This window comes from Caulobacter sp. SRI_014 (assembly GCF_057586315.1).
In genome coordinates, this window is sequence record NZ_JBYCZQ010000007.1 from 131,870 (window position 1) to 145,130 (window position 13,261).

The 13,261-nt window shown below is 67.7% G+C and carries 16 protein-coding genes; 6 read left to right on the top strand and 10 right to left on the bottom strand.

Annotation, left to right across the window (positions count from 1 at the left end; translation table 11 throughout):
* The first annotated feature begins 9 nt into the window (after positions 1–9).
* The 3 genes from AC2YG9_RS16010 (at position 10) to AC2YG9_RS16020 (ending at position 2,058) form a co-directional block, all read left to right on the top strand.
* Positions 10–741 carry a hypothetical protein gene (locus tag AC2YG9_RS16010; RefSeq protein ID WP_487298981.1) on the top strand — a complete coding sequence of 244 codons (732 nt, stop codon included), beginning with the start codon at positions 10–12 and terminating at the stop codon, positions 739–741.
* Positions 742–895: 154 nt separating this feature from the next.
* Positions 896–1,513 (top strand): 30S ribosomal protein S4, encoded by a 618-nt coding sequence (gene rpsD / locus AC2YG9_RS16015; RefSeq protein ID WP_487298982.1) that lies wholly within the window; start codon positions 896–898, stop codon positions 1,511–1,513.
* A gap of 191 nt (positions 1,514–1,704) precedes the next feature.
* Entirely contained in the window at positions 1,705–2,058 is a 354-nt protein-coding gene (locus AC2YG9_RS16020; RefSeq protein ID WP_487298983.1) for a hypothetical protein, read from the top strand.
* On the opposite strand, the gene AC2YG9_RS16025 is transcribed toward AC2YG9_RS16020, so the two are convergent.
* The 4 genes from AC2YG9_RS16025 to AC2YG9_RS16040 all read right to left on the bottom strand — a co-directional run bounded on the left by AC2YG9_RS16025 (position 2,036) and on the right by AC2YG9_RS16040 (position 3,951).
* Positions 2,036–2,467 (bottom strand): acyl-CoA thioesterase, encoded by a 432-nt coding sequence (locus AC2YG9_RS16025; protein WP_487298984.1) that lies wholly within the window; start codon positions 2,465–2,467, stop codon positions 2,036–2,038. The genes AC2YG9_RS16020 and AC2YG9_RS16025 overlap by 23 nt on opposite strands.
* Positions 2,464–2,808, bottom strand: coding sequence for a Grx4 family monothiol glutaredoxin (gene grxD, locus AC2YG9_RS16030; RefSeq protein WP_487298985.1), 345 nt, complete (start codon positions 2,806–2,808; stop codon positions 2,464–2,466). Before grxD ends, AC2YG9_RS16025 begins: the two co-directional genes overlap by 4 nt.
* Before the next feature lie 80 nt (positions 2,809–2,888).
* The gene (locus AC2YG9_RS16035; RefSeq protein WP_487298986.1) at positions 2,889–3,713 is read right to left on the bottom strand and encodes an aldo/keto reductase; all 825 of its coding nucleotides are present in this window, start codon (positions 3,711–3,713) and stop codon (positions 2,889–2,891) included.
* A gap of 7 nt (positions 3,714–3,720) precedes the next feature.
* Positions 3,721–3,951, bottom strand: a complete 231-nt coding sequence (locus AC2YG9_RS16040) for a BolA/IbaG family iron-sulfur metabolism protein (protein WP_487298987.1) — start codon at positions 3,949–3,951, stop codon at positions 3,721–3,723.
* Between the two features lie 70 nt (positions 3,952–4,021).
* Between AC2YG9_RS16040 and AC2YG9_RS16045 the strand changes: the two genes are divergently transcribed.
* Positions 4,022–4,690 (top strand): hypothetical protein, encoded by a 669-nt coding sequence (locus AC2YG9_RS16045; protein WP_487298988.1) that lies wholly within the window; start codon positions 4,022–4,024, stop codon positions 4,688–4,690.
* A gap of 59 nt (positions 4,691–4,749) precedes the next feature.
* Complete coding sequence (locus tag AC2YG9_RS16050) at positions 4,750–5,430, top strand: hypothetical protein (RefSeq protein WP_487298989.1); 681 nt, start codon at positions 4,750–4,752, stop codon at positions 5,428–5,430.
* Here the strand turns inward: AC2YG9_RS16050 and AC2YG9_RS16055 are convergent.
* The 6 genes from AC2YG9_RS16055 to AC2YG9_RS16080 all read right to left on the bottom strand — a co-directional run bounded on the left by AC2YG9_RS16055 (position 5,427) and on the right by AC2YG9_RS16080 (position 11,723).
* Complete coding sequence (locus tag AC2YG9_RS16055; protein ID WP_487298990.1) at positions 5,427–6,659, bottom strand: serine hydrolase domain-containing protein; 1,233 nt, start codon at positions 6,657–6,659, stop codon at positions 5,427–5,429. The two genes, AC2YG9_RS16050 and AC2YG9_RS16055, sit on opposite strands and share 4 nt — an antisense overlap.
* Before the next feature lie 86 nt (positions 6,660–6,745).
* Positions 6,746–7,828 (bottom strand): DNA-processing protein DprA, encoded by a 1,083-nt coding sequence (dprA, locus tag AC2YG9_RS16060; RefSeq protein ID WP_487298991.1) that lies wholly within the window; start codon positions 7,826–7,828, stop codon positions 6,746–6,748.
* A complete protein-coding gene (gene plsY / locus AC2YG9_RS16065) occupies positions 7,825–8,460 on the bottom strand; it encodes a glycerol-3-phosphate 1-O-acyltransferase PlsY (RefSeq protein ID WP_487298992.1) in 636 nt (211 codons plus the stop codon). Before plsY ends, dprA begins: the two co-directional genes overlap by 4 nt.
* Before the next feature lie 52 nt (positions 8,461–8,512).
* The gene (pyrC, locus tag AC2YG9_RS16070) at positions 8,513–9,814 is read right to left on the bottom strand and encodes a dihydroorotase (RefSeq protein ID WP_487298993.1); all 1,302 of its coding nucleotides are present in this window, start codon (positions 9,812–9,814) and stop codon (positions 8,513–8,515) included.
* Positions 9,814–10,791: an aspartate carbamoyltransferase catalytic subunit gene (locus tag AC2YG9_RS16075; protein WP_487298994.1), complete on the bottom strand. Its 978-nt coding sequence runs from the start codon at positions 10,789–10,791 to the stop codon at positions 9,814–9,816. The genes pyrC and AC2YG9_RS16075 overlap by 1 nt, the downstream gene beginning before the upstream one ends.
* A gap of 11 nt (positions 10,792–10,802) precedes the next feature.
* On the bottom strand, positions 10,803–11,723 hold the full coding sequence (locus AC2YG9_RS16080) for an AEC family transporter (RefSeq protein WP_487298995.1): 921 nt from the start codon (positions 11,721–11,723) through the stop codon (positions 10,803–10,805).
* 347 nt (positions 11,724–12,070) lie between these two features.
* Here AC2YG9_RS16080 and AC2YG9_RS16085 point away from each other — a divergent pair, with 347 nt between their 5' ends.
* Complete coding sequence (locus AC2YG9_RS16085) at positions 12,071–13,069, top strand: NADP-dependent oxidoreductase (protein WP_487298996.1); 999 nt, start codon at positions 12,071–12,073, stop codon at positions 13,067–13,069.
* Positions 13,070–13,261: the final 192 nt, after the last annotated feature.

The following is a 13,261-nucleotide window of genomic DNA, read 5'->3' on the forward strand; positions in this document are numbered from 1 at the left end:
GGGGGTGTCATGGGTATCAGGGGGTCATGGGCCATCGCCGGCCTGTTGCTGGCGCTGGCGGCAGGGGCTTCGAGAGCCCAGGACATGGCGCCGCCGGTGACGGTGCAGCCAACGGCTGCGTCGGTCGAGTCGACAACGGTTCCGACGGTCCCGGTGGGCGCCCCGACGCCGCCGTGGACGCTGGCCAACACCCGCAAGGTCTACAAGCAGGAACTGCGGTTCGTGAACCTGTTCCTGAGTTCCTGCGAGTATGGAGTGATCGCCTATGGCGACCAGTTGGTCGGGGGGCGGGCCGATCGGGTCGAGAAGCGGCTGCGCGAGCATTTCGGCGACCGACTGAACGGCCACAAGGTGGTGCTGGAGCGCTATGAGGTCTTTCAGAACGCCCAGATCATGTACATCCACAGCACCGGCGCCTTCGCGGGCGGGCTGATCGGCGGCGCGATGGAGTCGACCTACACCCTCAATTGCAAACGCAAGGACACCAAGTCGGGCTGGTACGACACCAAGCAGTTCAAGCCGGATCCGCCGCCGTTTGTCGTCGAGATCACCGTGCGCCTCGACGATACGGTCATCGCCAGCAGCGCGGCAGCCCAGCCGCCGAAACGCAGCGCCGTCGCCAAGGAGGGCGTGGCGGATCCGGAGATCGCGGCCTTGCTCGAGGCGGTGCAGGTTGTGGCCATGGATGATGTCATCGCCCGCATCGAGGCCCTGCTGCCGAAAGCCCCACCCGCGCCTTGACTTGTCGGCCTCGCGCCGTCATACACCGCGCCTTCCACGCCGCCGGCTTGCCGGACGGTGGCGGAAGACATGACGGGTGATCCTGTTGCCGCCGTTGAGATCGTGGCCCCACTGACGGGGTCGCCGGCCCGGATCGAAAATGAATGAGTGACTTATGTCCAAGCGCCATAGCGCCAAGTACAAAATCGACCGTCGGATGGGCGAAAACATCTGGGGTCGTCCGAAGTCTCCGGTCAACAAGCGTTCGTACGGCCCCGGCCAGCACGGCCAGCGCCGCAAGTCCAAGGTCTCCGACTTTGGCCTGCAGCTGAAGGCCAAGCAGAAGCTGAAGGGCTACTACGGCAACCTGACCGAGAAGCAGTTCTCCAAGACCTACACCGAAGCCGCGCGCCGCAAGGGCAACACCTCGGAAAACCTCATCGCGCTGCTGGAAAGCCGCCTGGACGCGATCGTCTATCGCGCCAAGTTCGTGCCTACCGTCTTCGCCGCCCGCCAGTTCGTCAACCACGGCCACGTGCAGGTGAACGGCAAGCGTGTGAACATCGCGAGCTACCGCGTGAAGCCGGGCGACGTCGTCACCGTGCGTGAAAAGTCGCGCAACATGGCGCTGGTTCTGGAAGCTCTCGGTTCGTCCGAGCGTGACCACCCCGACTACATCACCGTGGACCTGCGGTCGTTCTCGGCCACCTTCGTCCGCGCCCCGGAACTGGCCGAAGTGCCGTACCCGGTGAAGATGGAGCCGAACCTGGTCGTCGAATTCTACGCCTCGTAAGCGTCGAACCAGACCAAGAGTTGAAGGGCCCTGGAGCGATCCGGGGCCCTTTTTCTATGGGACTTCAGGGGGGAAGCCGTTCTCCCGGTCCTGGGGGACTACGAGGTTGGGAGGCAACGTCTCGACGATCTTAGGCTTCCGGAGTTCCGCCAAGGCTGGACAAGAACGGTGGGCCTGTCTTTGCTGTCGGCATGACACGCCGCCACGCCCTGCTCGCCGCTCTGTTGCTCGTCTCGGCCTGCGCCACCAAGGCGGTCTATTCCTCGCCGGACGCCGGGATGGTCGAGCTTGAGCCGTTGATCAGCGCCGAGGTGCGGGCTGACACCCTGGTCATCCGGGTGACCTCGACCGGCTGTACGGCCAAGGAGGACATCGTCTGGTTCGTCGAAAAGGCCGGTGGCAAGGCGGCGGTCGCGTTTGGCCGCAAGAAGCTGGACGCCTGCAAGGCCGCGCCGCGGCCGATGGAGATCGCCTTCAGCTACGCCGAACTGGGTCTCAAGCCTGGGCAGCCGGTGGCCATCGTCAATCCGCTAGCGGCGCGGTGAACATCTGCTCCATCCACTCCGGCACGCGGACGGGACGGCGGGTGATGGCGTCGATCAGGCACCATTCGGAGCGGCCCTGGGAGCACATTTCCCCGTCCGGGCCATCGATCCGGTAGAAGCGGTCCATGCGCGGGCCGCGCCGTTCGCCGATCCAGGTGACCGCGTTGGCGGTCTCGTGCGGCAGCAGGGCGCGCCGGTAGTCGAGTTCATGACGCAGAGCGATCCAGGCCCACTTCGACTGCTCTTCGACGGGCAGGCGGGCGCGCCAGTGGCCGGTGGCCAGGTCTTGCATCCAGCCCAGATAGACCACGTTGTTGACGTGGCCGTTCTCGTCGATGTCGGCCGGGACGGGCGTGAAATCGAGGGTGAAGGTCTGGCGGCCGTCCGGTGGGGTCAGGCTCCGGCTCACGCCGGAAGCACGCCCTGGCCCTGCAGGAAGGTCTTCAGCTCGCCGGCCTGGTACATCTCGCGGATGATGTCGCAGCCGCCGACGAACTCGCCCTTCACATAGAGCTGCGGGATGGTCGGCCAGTCGCTGTAGGTCTTGATGCCCTGGCGCAGCTCTTCCGACTGCAACACGTCGACGCCGACGAAATCGACTTCCAGATGGTCGAGGATCTGGACGACCTGGGCCGAGAAGCCGCAGCGCGGCTGGTCCGGCTCGCCCTTCATGAACACCACAACGGGGTTCTCGGCGACGGCGCCGGCGATGAAGGCCTGGACGCGGTCGGCGACGGTCGCTTCGGACATGGTCAAATCCTCAAAGAAAACTTGCCCCTCAGCTAGGCGCCGGGGGGCTCCGGGTCAAGAACCCGCGACATTTCGTGTCGCTATCGGGCCGCGAACCGCGCCATTTCGATCTGCGCCGCGACGCCGGTGGGCAGTTCGCGCTCCGGCACCGCCGCGAGTCGGGCGATCCGTTCCAGGCTGTCGGCCTGCATCTGAACGCTGGTCACGGACGGGTCGAACAGGGCGTAGGCCAGGCAGATTTCCTCGCCGGTCCAGCCGTGGGTGTCCTCCAGGAAGTGATAGGCGCTGCGGGCGCTGATCTTCGGCTTCTTCTTGAACCAGCCCTTCGGGATCAGGCTGGGTTTGTCCTCGCCGGTCAGTTCGGTCGGGCAGACGTCGCGCGCGATGACCGCGATGTTGCGTTCCGAGGCGGTCTTCAGGCGAACCCGCTCCATGCCCATGGAGGTCAGGCTGTAGGGGGCGATCAGACAGTCGACGCCGCCCCCTTTGAGCGCCAGGTCGAGGAGTTCGCCCGAGCCGGCGAGGCCGATCTGACGGGCGGACCGGCTGTGCTTGAGCGTGCGGGCGAATTCGATCTGATCGAGGTCCTCGACGACCACCAGATCGAGGTAGTCGGTGTCCAGCCGGCGCAGGATCATGCCGGTGCTGTGGTCCAGGTTGCCGATGGCCGGCGCCCGCCAGGCCAGGAACAGCAACCGCCGCTCGACCCCGGCGATGGCTTGAGCCAGGCCGTCGAGCACGGGGTCGCCGTGACCGGCCAGCATGAAGCTGTTGATGCCGGCGGCCATTGCGGCCTCGATCAACTCGCGCCAGTCGCGGGCCGACTTGCGGCCGGAATCGTCGAGCAGCAGCGTGACCACTGAAACGGCTATTCCGTAGGTGGCGCCAAAGGGGCGGTATCGCATGGTGTCCCTAGGGGGCTGCGGTTTCGAGGGCGAGGGCGTGAAGCACGGTGCCGAGCACATCGCTGAGCGCCTTGTTGACCAGCTGGTGCTGGCGCACCCGGGGCAGGCCGGCGAACGCAGGCGAGACGATCCGCGCCTTGTAGTGGTCGCCGTCGCCCGCCAGGTCGGTGATGGTGATTTCGGCGTCCGGGAAGGCCTCGGTCAGGCGGCGTTCCAGTTCGGCGGCGGGCATTGGCACGGGCGACTCTCCAGATGGACATCACAGCAATGGGGGATAATGCTTAATAGGCTTCGAAGGGGGATTAAGCATGTGGCATCGGATCGCGCTCAAGGGACTGATGGCGGTTGGCCTCGCCGCCTCGCTGTCGGCCTGCAACATGGTGATAACGACAGAGCCGACCTTCCTGGCCGCGGATCAGGGAACGCCTGCGCTTCGTGAGGGCCTGTGGGTCAACGAAGAGAAGGGCTGCAAATTTGACCTCAAGAAGCCGGCGACGACCTGGCCCGAGTGCGCCCATTGGATCGTGATCAAGGATTCGGCGATGACCGGCGTCAGCGAGAAGGGCGAAGCCTTTGCTCTGCCCTTCGTTCTGGCGGCCGGCGATCCCCGCGTGATGCAGATCCGCATCGAGGACGAGGACAAGAACAAGAAGACCCCCAACGGTGAGCCTGCCGCCATCTACATCTACATGGGGCTACGTCCTCTCAAGACCGACAAGGAGGGGCGGATCATCTCCTACACCGGTTGGCTGGTGCAGTGCGGTCCGCCGCCGCCCAAGGACGCCAAACGGCCAGACGGCAATCCGCGCTACGGCACGCTTGAGCCATCGCCGGGCATGATCATGGACAAGGACCTGTCCGGCTGCGCCCCGGTGAGCAAGACCGCCCTGATCTCGGCAGCGGGTCTGTCGGAGCATTTCGAGGACATGGGATCGGGCGGCGAGGACAGCCGCTGGGTCCGCGATGGGGACAAATAAGCCGGCTGGACAATCACGCGACTCTCACGCACTGTTCACGGGGGCGTGAGGAGGTCGTGATGAGGCTGTTATCCGTTGCTCTGTTGCTCGCCGCCGTGGGCCTGACCGCCTGCAACGACGATGTTCTGACCACCAAGACGCCGGTGCTGTTCGCGGCCGACCGCGACGCCCTGCCGCCTGCGCGGGATGGGGTGTGGGTCGGGGATGGCTGTTCGGTCGATGCGTCGCTCGACCTGCCGGCCTGGGACTGCGACTCGGCCTTCATCGTCCGTCGCGGCCATGCGGCCCAGCCCGACAGTGCGGTTGAGAACGACCCGGCCCTGTTCAAGGCCATGCGGGTCGGCGTGGGCCCCGACTTCCAGGTCGCTCAGACCGGGCCCAGCGATCCCGGCGCCGACGGCTACTACAGCTACTATGGCGTCGATGGCGTTCGGCTCGACGAGAGTGGCCGGGTCATCGCCCTGCGGACATGGCGGCTGAAGTGTGGCCCGCCCCCGCCCGATGGGACCAGGACCGCCGGCGGCAAGCCGCGCCGCCAGACCCTCGAACCCTATCCCGGCGTCGAGGTGGAGGAGGGCGGTTGCGCCGCCAAGGGCCGCGCCGGCCTGATCGCCGCCGCCAGCGCCAGCCGGATTGATCCGAAGGGCAACCATGGCGGGGCAGATGGCTGGCGCTGGGTCCGCGAGGAGCGGCCGGGCGACTGGGCGGAGGCTCAGCCGGTCGAGCCGCGCAAGAACTAGTCCACCATCGCCGAGTAGATGATGTTCTTCAGCTGGCCCCGGAAGTTGAATGTTCCCGACGGCATCAGCTGGGTCATGAAGACGACGCTGAGTTCCTCGTGCGGATCGACCCAGAAGATGGTCGAGGCGGCGCCGCCCCAGTAGAAGTCGCCTTCGCCGAGCGTGCCGGTGCTGACCACGTCCATGGTGCTGGCGAAGCCGAGGCCGAAGCCGACGCCGCTGTTGGCGGTTTCGGAGAAGCTGCCGAGCGCGATCTCGGTCAGGTCCTGGTCGCCGGGCAGGTGGTTGCGGGTCATCAGGTCGAGCGTGCGGGGGCCGAGGATGCGGACCCCGTCCAGCTCACCGCCCCGGCGCAGCATCTCGGCGAAGCGCATGTAGTCGGCGCAGGTGCCGGTCAGGCCGCCGCCGCCGGACAGGAAGCCGGCGGGCTTGAGGTAGGCGCTGGTCCCGGCGTCGTCGAGCAGGCCCAGCGTCTTGTCGGGGTTGCGCTGGTAGTTGGAGGCGAAGCGGTGGACCTTCTCCGGGGCGACGTGGAAGGCGGTGTCGACCATGCCCAGCGGATCGAAGATGACGTCCTGCAGATATTTGTCGAAGGGCACGCCGCTGATGCGTTCGACGAGGGCGCCGCAGACGTCGGTCGCGAGGCTGTACATCCACTTGGTCCCGGGCTGGAACAGCAGGGGGACCTGGGAAAGCTTCGTCATGAATTCGGAGAGGCTGTCGGTGGAGCCGAGGCTGCGGACCTTCAAGGCCCGATAGACCTTGTCGACCGGGTGCTGGATGCCGACGCCGGGCAGGCCGCCGCCGTAGGTCAAGCCGCTCATGTGGGTGAGCACGTCGCGGATGCTGACCGGGCGGTCGAGCGGGGCGGTGACCATGTCCTCGCCTTCGCCGCTCACCCAGACGCGCTGGTTCTTCCATTCGGGGAAGAAGCGCTGCACCGGATCGTCGAGCTGGAAGAAGCCGCGCTCGAACAGGGTCATCAGGGCGACCGAGGTGATCGGCTTGGTCATCGAATAGATGCGGAAGATGGTGTCCTCGGTCAGCGGCTTCTTGCGCTCGAGGTCCATGCTGCCGAACACGGCGTTGTAGGCGGGGTGGCCGTGGCGGGTGACGGCGATCTGGCAGCCGGCGATGCGGCCCTTATCGATGTACTGCTTCTGCAGGTGCTCGCCGATGCGTTCCAGGCGGTCGGCGTCGAGGCCGGTCCAGTTCGATTGCGCGTCCATCCTGAAGTCTCCCGCAGCTTTTGGTTTGTTGCCGGCATCATGGCCGAACGAGCGTTTGAACGCCAGTTTGAAACTCGGGTACGGCGTCAGCCGCTCGTGACCATGCCGCCGGAGAGGAGTTCGGCGCGGCCGGCCAGGGCCAGTTCGGTAAGCGCGGCGAGCACCACAGGGACTGGCGCGCCGGTGGCCCGGACCAGCTCATCGCGGGAGACTGGCGTCGGGGAGAGCAGGGCCGCGAGGCGCTCACGCAAGGCGTCGATCTCACGGTCGCTGACGGCGGGGCCTTTCCAGACGGGCGGGTCGCGTTCGCGCAGGGACATGTCGCGGATGGCGTTCAGGACGTCTTCGGCCGACTCGCACATCTGGGCCCCCTGACGGATCAGGTCGTTGGTCCCCTTGGCGCGAGGATCGAGCGGCGAACCGGGGACGGCAAGAACTTCGCGGCCCTGTTCGTTGGCGAGGCGGGCGGTGATCAGGGAGCCGGAGCGCAGTTCAGCCTCGACGATCACCACGGCCAGGGAGAGGCCCGAGATGATGCGGTTGCGGCGCGGGAAGTCGCGGGCCTGGGCGCGGTAGCCTGGCGGGCTTTCTGAGACGACGGCGCCGCGCTCGGCGATCTGGCGGTGCAGGTCGGCGTGTTCAGGCGGATAGAGGTCGTCGGGACCGCCGCCGAGGACGGCGATGGTTCCGGTCGGCAGGGCGCCGAGGTGGGCCGCGCCGTCGATGCCACGGGCCAGGCCCGAGATGACGGTGACGCCGGCTTCGCCGAGTTGGGCGGCGAGGCCCCGGGCGAACTTCTGGCCGCCTGCCGAGGCGACGCGGGCGCCGACGATGGCGGCGGTCGGGCGACTGGCGAGGGTCAGGTCGCCGAGGGCCCAGATGAGCGGCGGCGGTGGGTCGATAGCGGCCAGCAGATAGGGGAAGGCCTGTTCGCAGGAACAGAAGAGCTTGGCGCCGATCCGCTCTCCGGCCTCGAGTTCGCGGCGGGCGTCGTCCAGGCCGGGGATGCGCAAGGGACCTGTGCGGCCGGCCCGCTGGACGAGGTCCGGCAGGGCGGCCATGACCGCCACGGCCGAACCATAGCGGCCGACCAGGTTCTCGAAGGCGACCGGCCCGACCTGTTCGGTGCGGGCCAGGCGCAGCCAGGCGAGGCGCTCCTCGTTGGTCATGCGGCGGGTGGCGCGTCCTTCTTGGCGCCGATCCTGGGCTCCGTGCCCTTGAGCAGGCGGCCGATGTTGTCGCGGTGGCGGATGAAGACCAGCACGGCCATGAACACGGCCAGCACGACGACGGGGTAGGGCTGTTCGGTAGCGAGGGCGAAGAAGGGGGCCAGGGCCACGGCGGTCAGGCCGGCCAGGGACGAGATCCGCATCAGGAAGGCGATCAGCAGCCAGGCGACCCCAGCCAGGAGGCCGACGGGCCAGGCGATGGCCAGCATGGTGCCGAAGAAGGTGGCGACGCCCTTGCCGCCCTTGAATTTCAGCCAGACCGGGAAGAGGTGGCCGGTGAAGGCCGCGCCAGCGGCGAGCGCCATGGCGGCGGCGTTCCAGTGTGTCAGCAGGCCGGCCAGCAGCACGGCCAGGGCGCCCTTGCCGCTGTCGCCGATCAGGGCCAGCAGCGCCAGGTCCTTGCGGCCCGTGCGCAGGACGTTGGTCGCCCCGATGTTGCCCGAGCCCACGGTGCGGATGTCGATCCCGGCGATGCGGGCGCTGAGCAGCCCGAACGGGATCGAGCCCAGCAGGTAGCCGCCTATGGCGACGAGTCCCAGCGTCAGATAGACGGCGCCGGCCAAGGATTCCATGTTTGTTCCTCCCGACGCGACACTGCCGCGCCGATTGTCGCTGAGCAAGAGGTCAGTCGGCGGTGCGGTAGACGGTTCTGCCGTCAACGAGGGTCATCAGCACCTGGCCTTGCAGGCGGCGGCCGTCGAAGGCGGAGTTCTTGGATTTGGAACGCAGCTTGTCGGCGTCGACGATGACCGGGGCGCCGAGGTCGCAGAGGACCAGGTCGGCCGGGGCGCCGGGGGCCAGGCGCCCGGCGTGCAGGCCGAGCAGCTGAGCCGGGGCCAGGGTGACGGCGCGGATCAGGTCGACGAGCGGGATGCGCTCGTCGTGGTGGAAGGCCAGCAGGGCGGGCAGCAGGGTTTCGAGACCGACCGAGCCCGGCGCGGCCTCGGCGTAAGGCAGGCGCTTGTCCTCGGCCGGAGCAGGGGCGTGGGCCGAGACGACGACGTCGATCAGGCCGTCGGCCAGGGCGTCGATGAGGGCCTGGCGGTCGGCCTCGCTGCGCAGCGGCGGGTCGAGCTTGGCGAAGGTGCGGTAGTCGCCGATGTCCAGCTCGTTGAAGCTGAGGTGGTTGATCGAGACGGAGGCGTGGACCTTCACGCCGCGATCCTTGGCCCGCTTGAGGGCGGCCAGGCTGGCGGCGCAGGTGATCTGGTCGACCAGCAGCCGGGCTCCGGTCAGTTCGGCCAGCGCCAGGTCGCGCTCGAGCATGATGGTTTCGGCGGCGGTCGGGGCTGCCGGGATGCCGAGGCGTGCAGCGAAGTCGCCCTCGGTGGCGCCGGCGTCGCCGGTCAGCCAGGGATCGGCGGGGCGGTGGGCGACCAGCATGCCGAAGGCCTTGGCGTAGGCCAGGATACGGCGGAAAACCCGTGAATCTACAATCGATTGGTCGCCGTTGGTGATGTAGACGCAGCCGGCGTCGCGCATCAGGCCGATCTCGGCCAGCTGCTGGCCCTTTAGGCCCTTGGAGGCCGCGCCAGCCGGGTAGACGTTGACCAGCTCGATGTCGCGGGCCCGGCGCAGGATGAAGTCGACCATGGCCGGATCGTCGACGGCCGGATCGGTGTCGGGCTGGACGACCATGGATGTGACGCCGCCAGCGGCGGCGGCCTGGGCGGCGGACTTCAGGGTTTCCTTGGTCTCGGCGCCGGGCTCGCCGGTCTTGACGCGCAGGTCGATGAGGCCGGGCGAGAGCATGGCGCCTTCGCAGTCGATGACGCGAACATCGCCGGACAGGTCCTTGAATTCACGCCCTTTTGCGACGTCAGCGATGACGCCTTCGGAGACGATCACGGAGCCCGGACCATCATAGCGGCTCTCGGGATCGACCAGGCGGGCGTTCTGGAAGGCGGTGGGTTGCGGCCGGGCCATCAGGCGTTGTCCAGGCGGTGGGCGAGGCTGGCCAGCACCGCCATGCGGGCGGCGACGCCCATCTCGACCTGGTTCTGGATCAGGCTGACGGCCGGGTCGTCGGCGACATCGCTGTCGATCTCGACGCCGCGGTTCATGGGGCCGGGGTGCATGACCTTGGCGCCGCTGGCGGCATAGGAAAGCCGTTCGCGATCAAGGCCGTAGAAGCGGAAGTACTCACGGGTCGAGGGCACCAGGGCGCCCTGCATCCGCTCCAGCTGGAGGCGCAGCATCATGACCACGTCGACGCCCTTGAGGCCGGTCTTCATGTCGTGATGGATCTCGACGCCCCAGTGTTCGGCCCCGGCCGGAATCAGGGTCGGCGGGCCGACGAGGCGGACCTCGGCGCCCAGGATGCTGAGCATGGCGACGTTGGAGCGGGCCACCCGGCTGTGGGCGACGTCGCCGCAGATGGCGACGGTCAGACCGGCTAGCGAGCCGAAGGCCCTGCGCATGGCCAGGGCGTCGAGCAGGGCCTGCGTGGGGTGTTCATGCTGGCCGTCGCCGGCGTTGACGACGCTGCAGCCGACCTTCTGGGCCAGCAGCGCGGCGGCTCCGCTGCTGCCGTGGCGGACGATGAGGATGTCCGGCTGCATGGCGTTGAGGGTGACGGCGGTGTCGATGAGGGTCTCACCCTTGGTCATCGACGAGGAGCGCGGGCTCATGTTGACCGTGTCGGCGCCGAGGCGCTTGGCGGCGATCTCGAAGCTGGACTGGGTGCGGGTCGAGGCCTCGAAGAAGAGGTTCATCACCGTGCGGCCCTTCAGAAGGTCGAGCTTCTTGGAGGCGCGGTGGTTGAAATCGACGAAGTGGTCGGCGAGGTCGAGGAGTTCGGTGACCTGGACGATGTTGAGATCGCCCGCCGAAACGAAATGACGGAACGGAAACGGGAAGGTCCTGCTTCGGAGGTCGTCGATTCCCGGGGCGCTGGCCGTCATGAGCCGCCCTCTTACGGCAGGTGGAAGACGATGAGAAGGGCGGGAATGGTCAGCAGGCTGGCGACCGTGGTGAAGGCGACGATCCCGGCCATCAGCGGGGCGTCGCCGCCCATCTGACGGGCCAGCACGTAGGACGCGGCGGCGCCGGGCGCTGAGCCGGCCAGAAGAGCTATGCCCTGGGCGGTCTCGTCGCCGCCGGCCAGGCGGGTGAGGCCCCACATCAGGACCGGCAGGACGAGGATCTTGATGGCGCTGACGGTGAAGATCAGCAGTTGGCGGCGGCGGACGTAGGCGAAGTTGAGGCCGGCGCCGGCGACCAGCAGGCCCAGCGCGAAAGCGGCGTCGGAGAGCAGGCCGACGGTGGTCATCACAACCGGGACCTTGGGGACGTGCAGGACATTGAGCAGGGCGCCGATGCCGCAGCCCCAGAGGACCGGGTTCTGGGCCAGGCCCTTGAGGGCGGACTTGATCCCGCCGCCCTGGCCCTCGCCCCAACGGCTCATGACCAGGACGCAGACGATGTTGATGGCCGGGATCAGGGCGCCCATGATCATCGCGCCCAGGCTGGCGCCGGCCGGGCCGTAGACCACCGCCACCAGCGGCAGGAAGACGAAGGCGTTCCAGCGCAAGGATCCCTGGAAGACCGAGGTGTAGGAGGCGTCCGACAGCTTGAGCAGGGGCTTGGCCAGCAGGACGGCGATAGCGACGATGGCGATGCCGCCCATCGTGCCGATGGCCAGGGGGCCGGCCGACAGGGCCGAGAAGTCTGCCTGCCAGACGGCGGGGGCGAGGAAGCCCGGGTAGAAGACGAAATAGGTGATCCGCTCGATGGCCGGCCAGTGCTCTTCGGGGATGAACTTGCTGGCCCGCAGGCCCCAGCCGAGCGCGATCATCGCGAAGACGGGCAGGACGCCGAGGAGGATTGCGCTCATGGGACGGCTGTACAGGGATTCCCGGGGTGGTCTTACCGAAGCGGCGACCATTATACCGCGAAGGGAGCAAGTCGGGGTTCTGTAGAAGAAAAAAAGATCAAATAATTCAGTCGATAAGCACCCATCTACAACCTACTCGGCGTCCGCCGGCGGGGGCGTTTCGACCGATGCGCGACACGGGAACGTCCTCCCTGAAACCACCCCCTCTGAACACCTGGGAACGGGCGGTGGTTGGGCGCGCAATTCCGGCGACCGAATTTTTACCGGGTAAAATTCCGCACGAAGCTGGAGGGTTCACGGGGGCGGCGCGGAGTGCGAACTTGCGGAAAATCTCAGGGAGCGCCGCCATGACCGCCAATCGCCAGATCGTCCTCGCCGACCTGCCCAAGGGCAAGCTGGAGCCGACGCATTTTCGCACGAGCGAGGGGACGGTCGGATCGCCGGGTGAGGGCGAGGTGCTGCTGAAGGTGCTGTACGTCAGCCTCGATGCGGCCAACCGGGCCTGGATGCAGGGGGCGACCTACCGCTCGGCGCTGCAGGCGGGGGATGTCATGGCCGGCGGGGCGCTGGCCGAGGTGGTCGAGTCAAAGGCCGACAATCTGAAGGCCGGCGACCTGGTGTTCGCCGACACCGGTTGGCAGGAATACGCGGTGCTGAAGGCCAGGAACCTCAGCAAACTGCCCCGGGTCGAGCCGTTGACCAATCTTATCAGCGTGTTCGGGGTGGCCGGGCTGACGGCCTATTTCGGCCTGCTGGAGTGCGGTGAGCCGAAAGCCGGGGAGACGGTGGTGGTGTCGGCGGCGGCGGGGTCGGTCGGGCTGTTCGTCGGCCAGATCGCCAAGATCAAGGGCTGCCGGGTGGTCGGCATCGCCGGCGGGGCGGCCAAGTGCCGGATGCTGGTAGACGAGTTCGGGTTCGATGCGGCGGTCGACTACAAGGGCGGCAATCTGTTCAAGGATCTCAAGGCGGCCTGTCCGGGCGGCATCGACGTCTATTTCGACAACACCGGCGGCGAGATCCTCGAGGCCTGCCTGTTCCAGATGAACGTGCACGGACGGATCGCCTGCTGCGGGGCGGTGTCGCAGTACGAGAACGCCGCGCCGTTCGGGCCGCGCGGGGTGCCGGGGCTGATCGTCACCAAGCGGCTTCGCCTGCGGGGGTTCATCGTCAGCGATTTCGCCGAGAAGAACGATCAGGCGATGGCCGATCTGCAGGCCTGGACCAAGAGCGGCCAGCTGAAGGTGCAGGAGGATGTTCTGCAGGGGCTGGAGAGCCTGCCGGGCGCGTTGATCGGGCTGCTGGCCGGGGAGAACGTCGGCAAGCGGATGGTGAAGGTGGCGGGGTAGGGCTCAGTTCCTCCCCCAAGGGGGGAGTGAGACCGCCGGCGAAGCCGGTGGTGGTGGGGGCAGCACCGGCGTATCGGGTTGATCCTGAACGCTGCTGTTGCCGCCGCGCCAGAACGTGGGTGTGCTTGATGGGCCGGCGCTGCCCCCACCACCCCGCGCTTCGCGCGCGGTCCCCCTCCCCCAAAGGGGGAG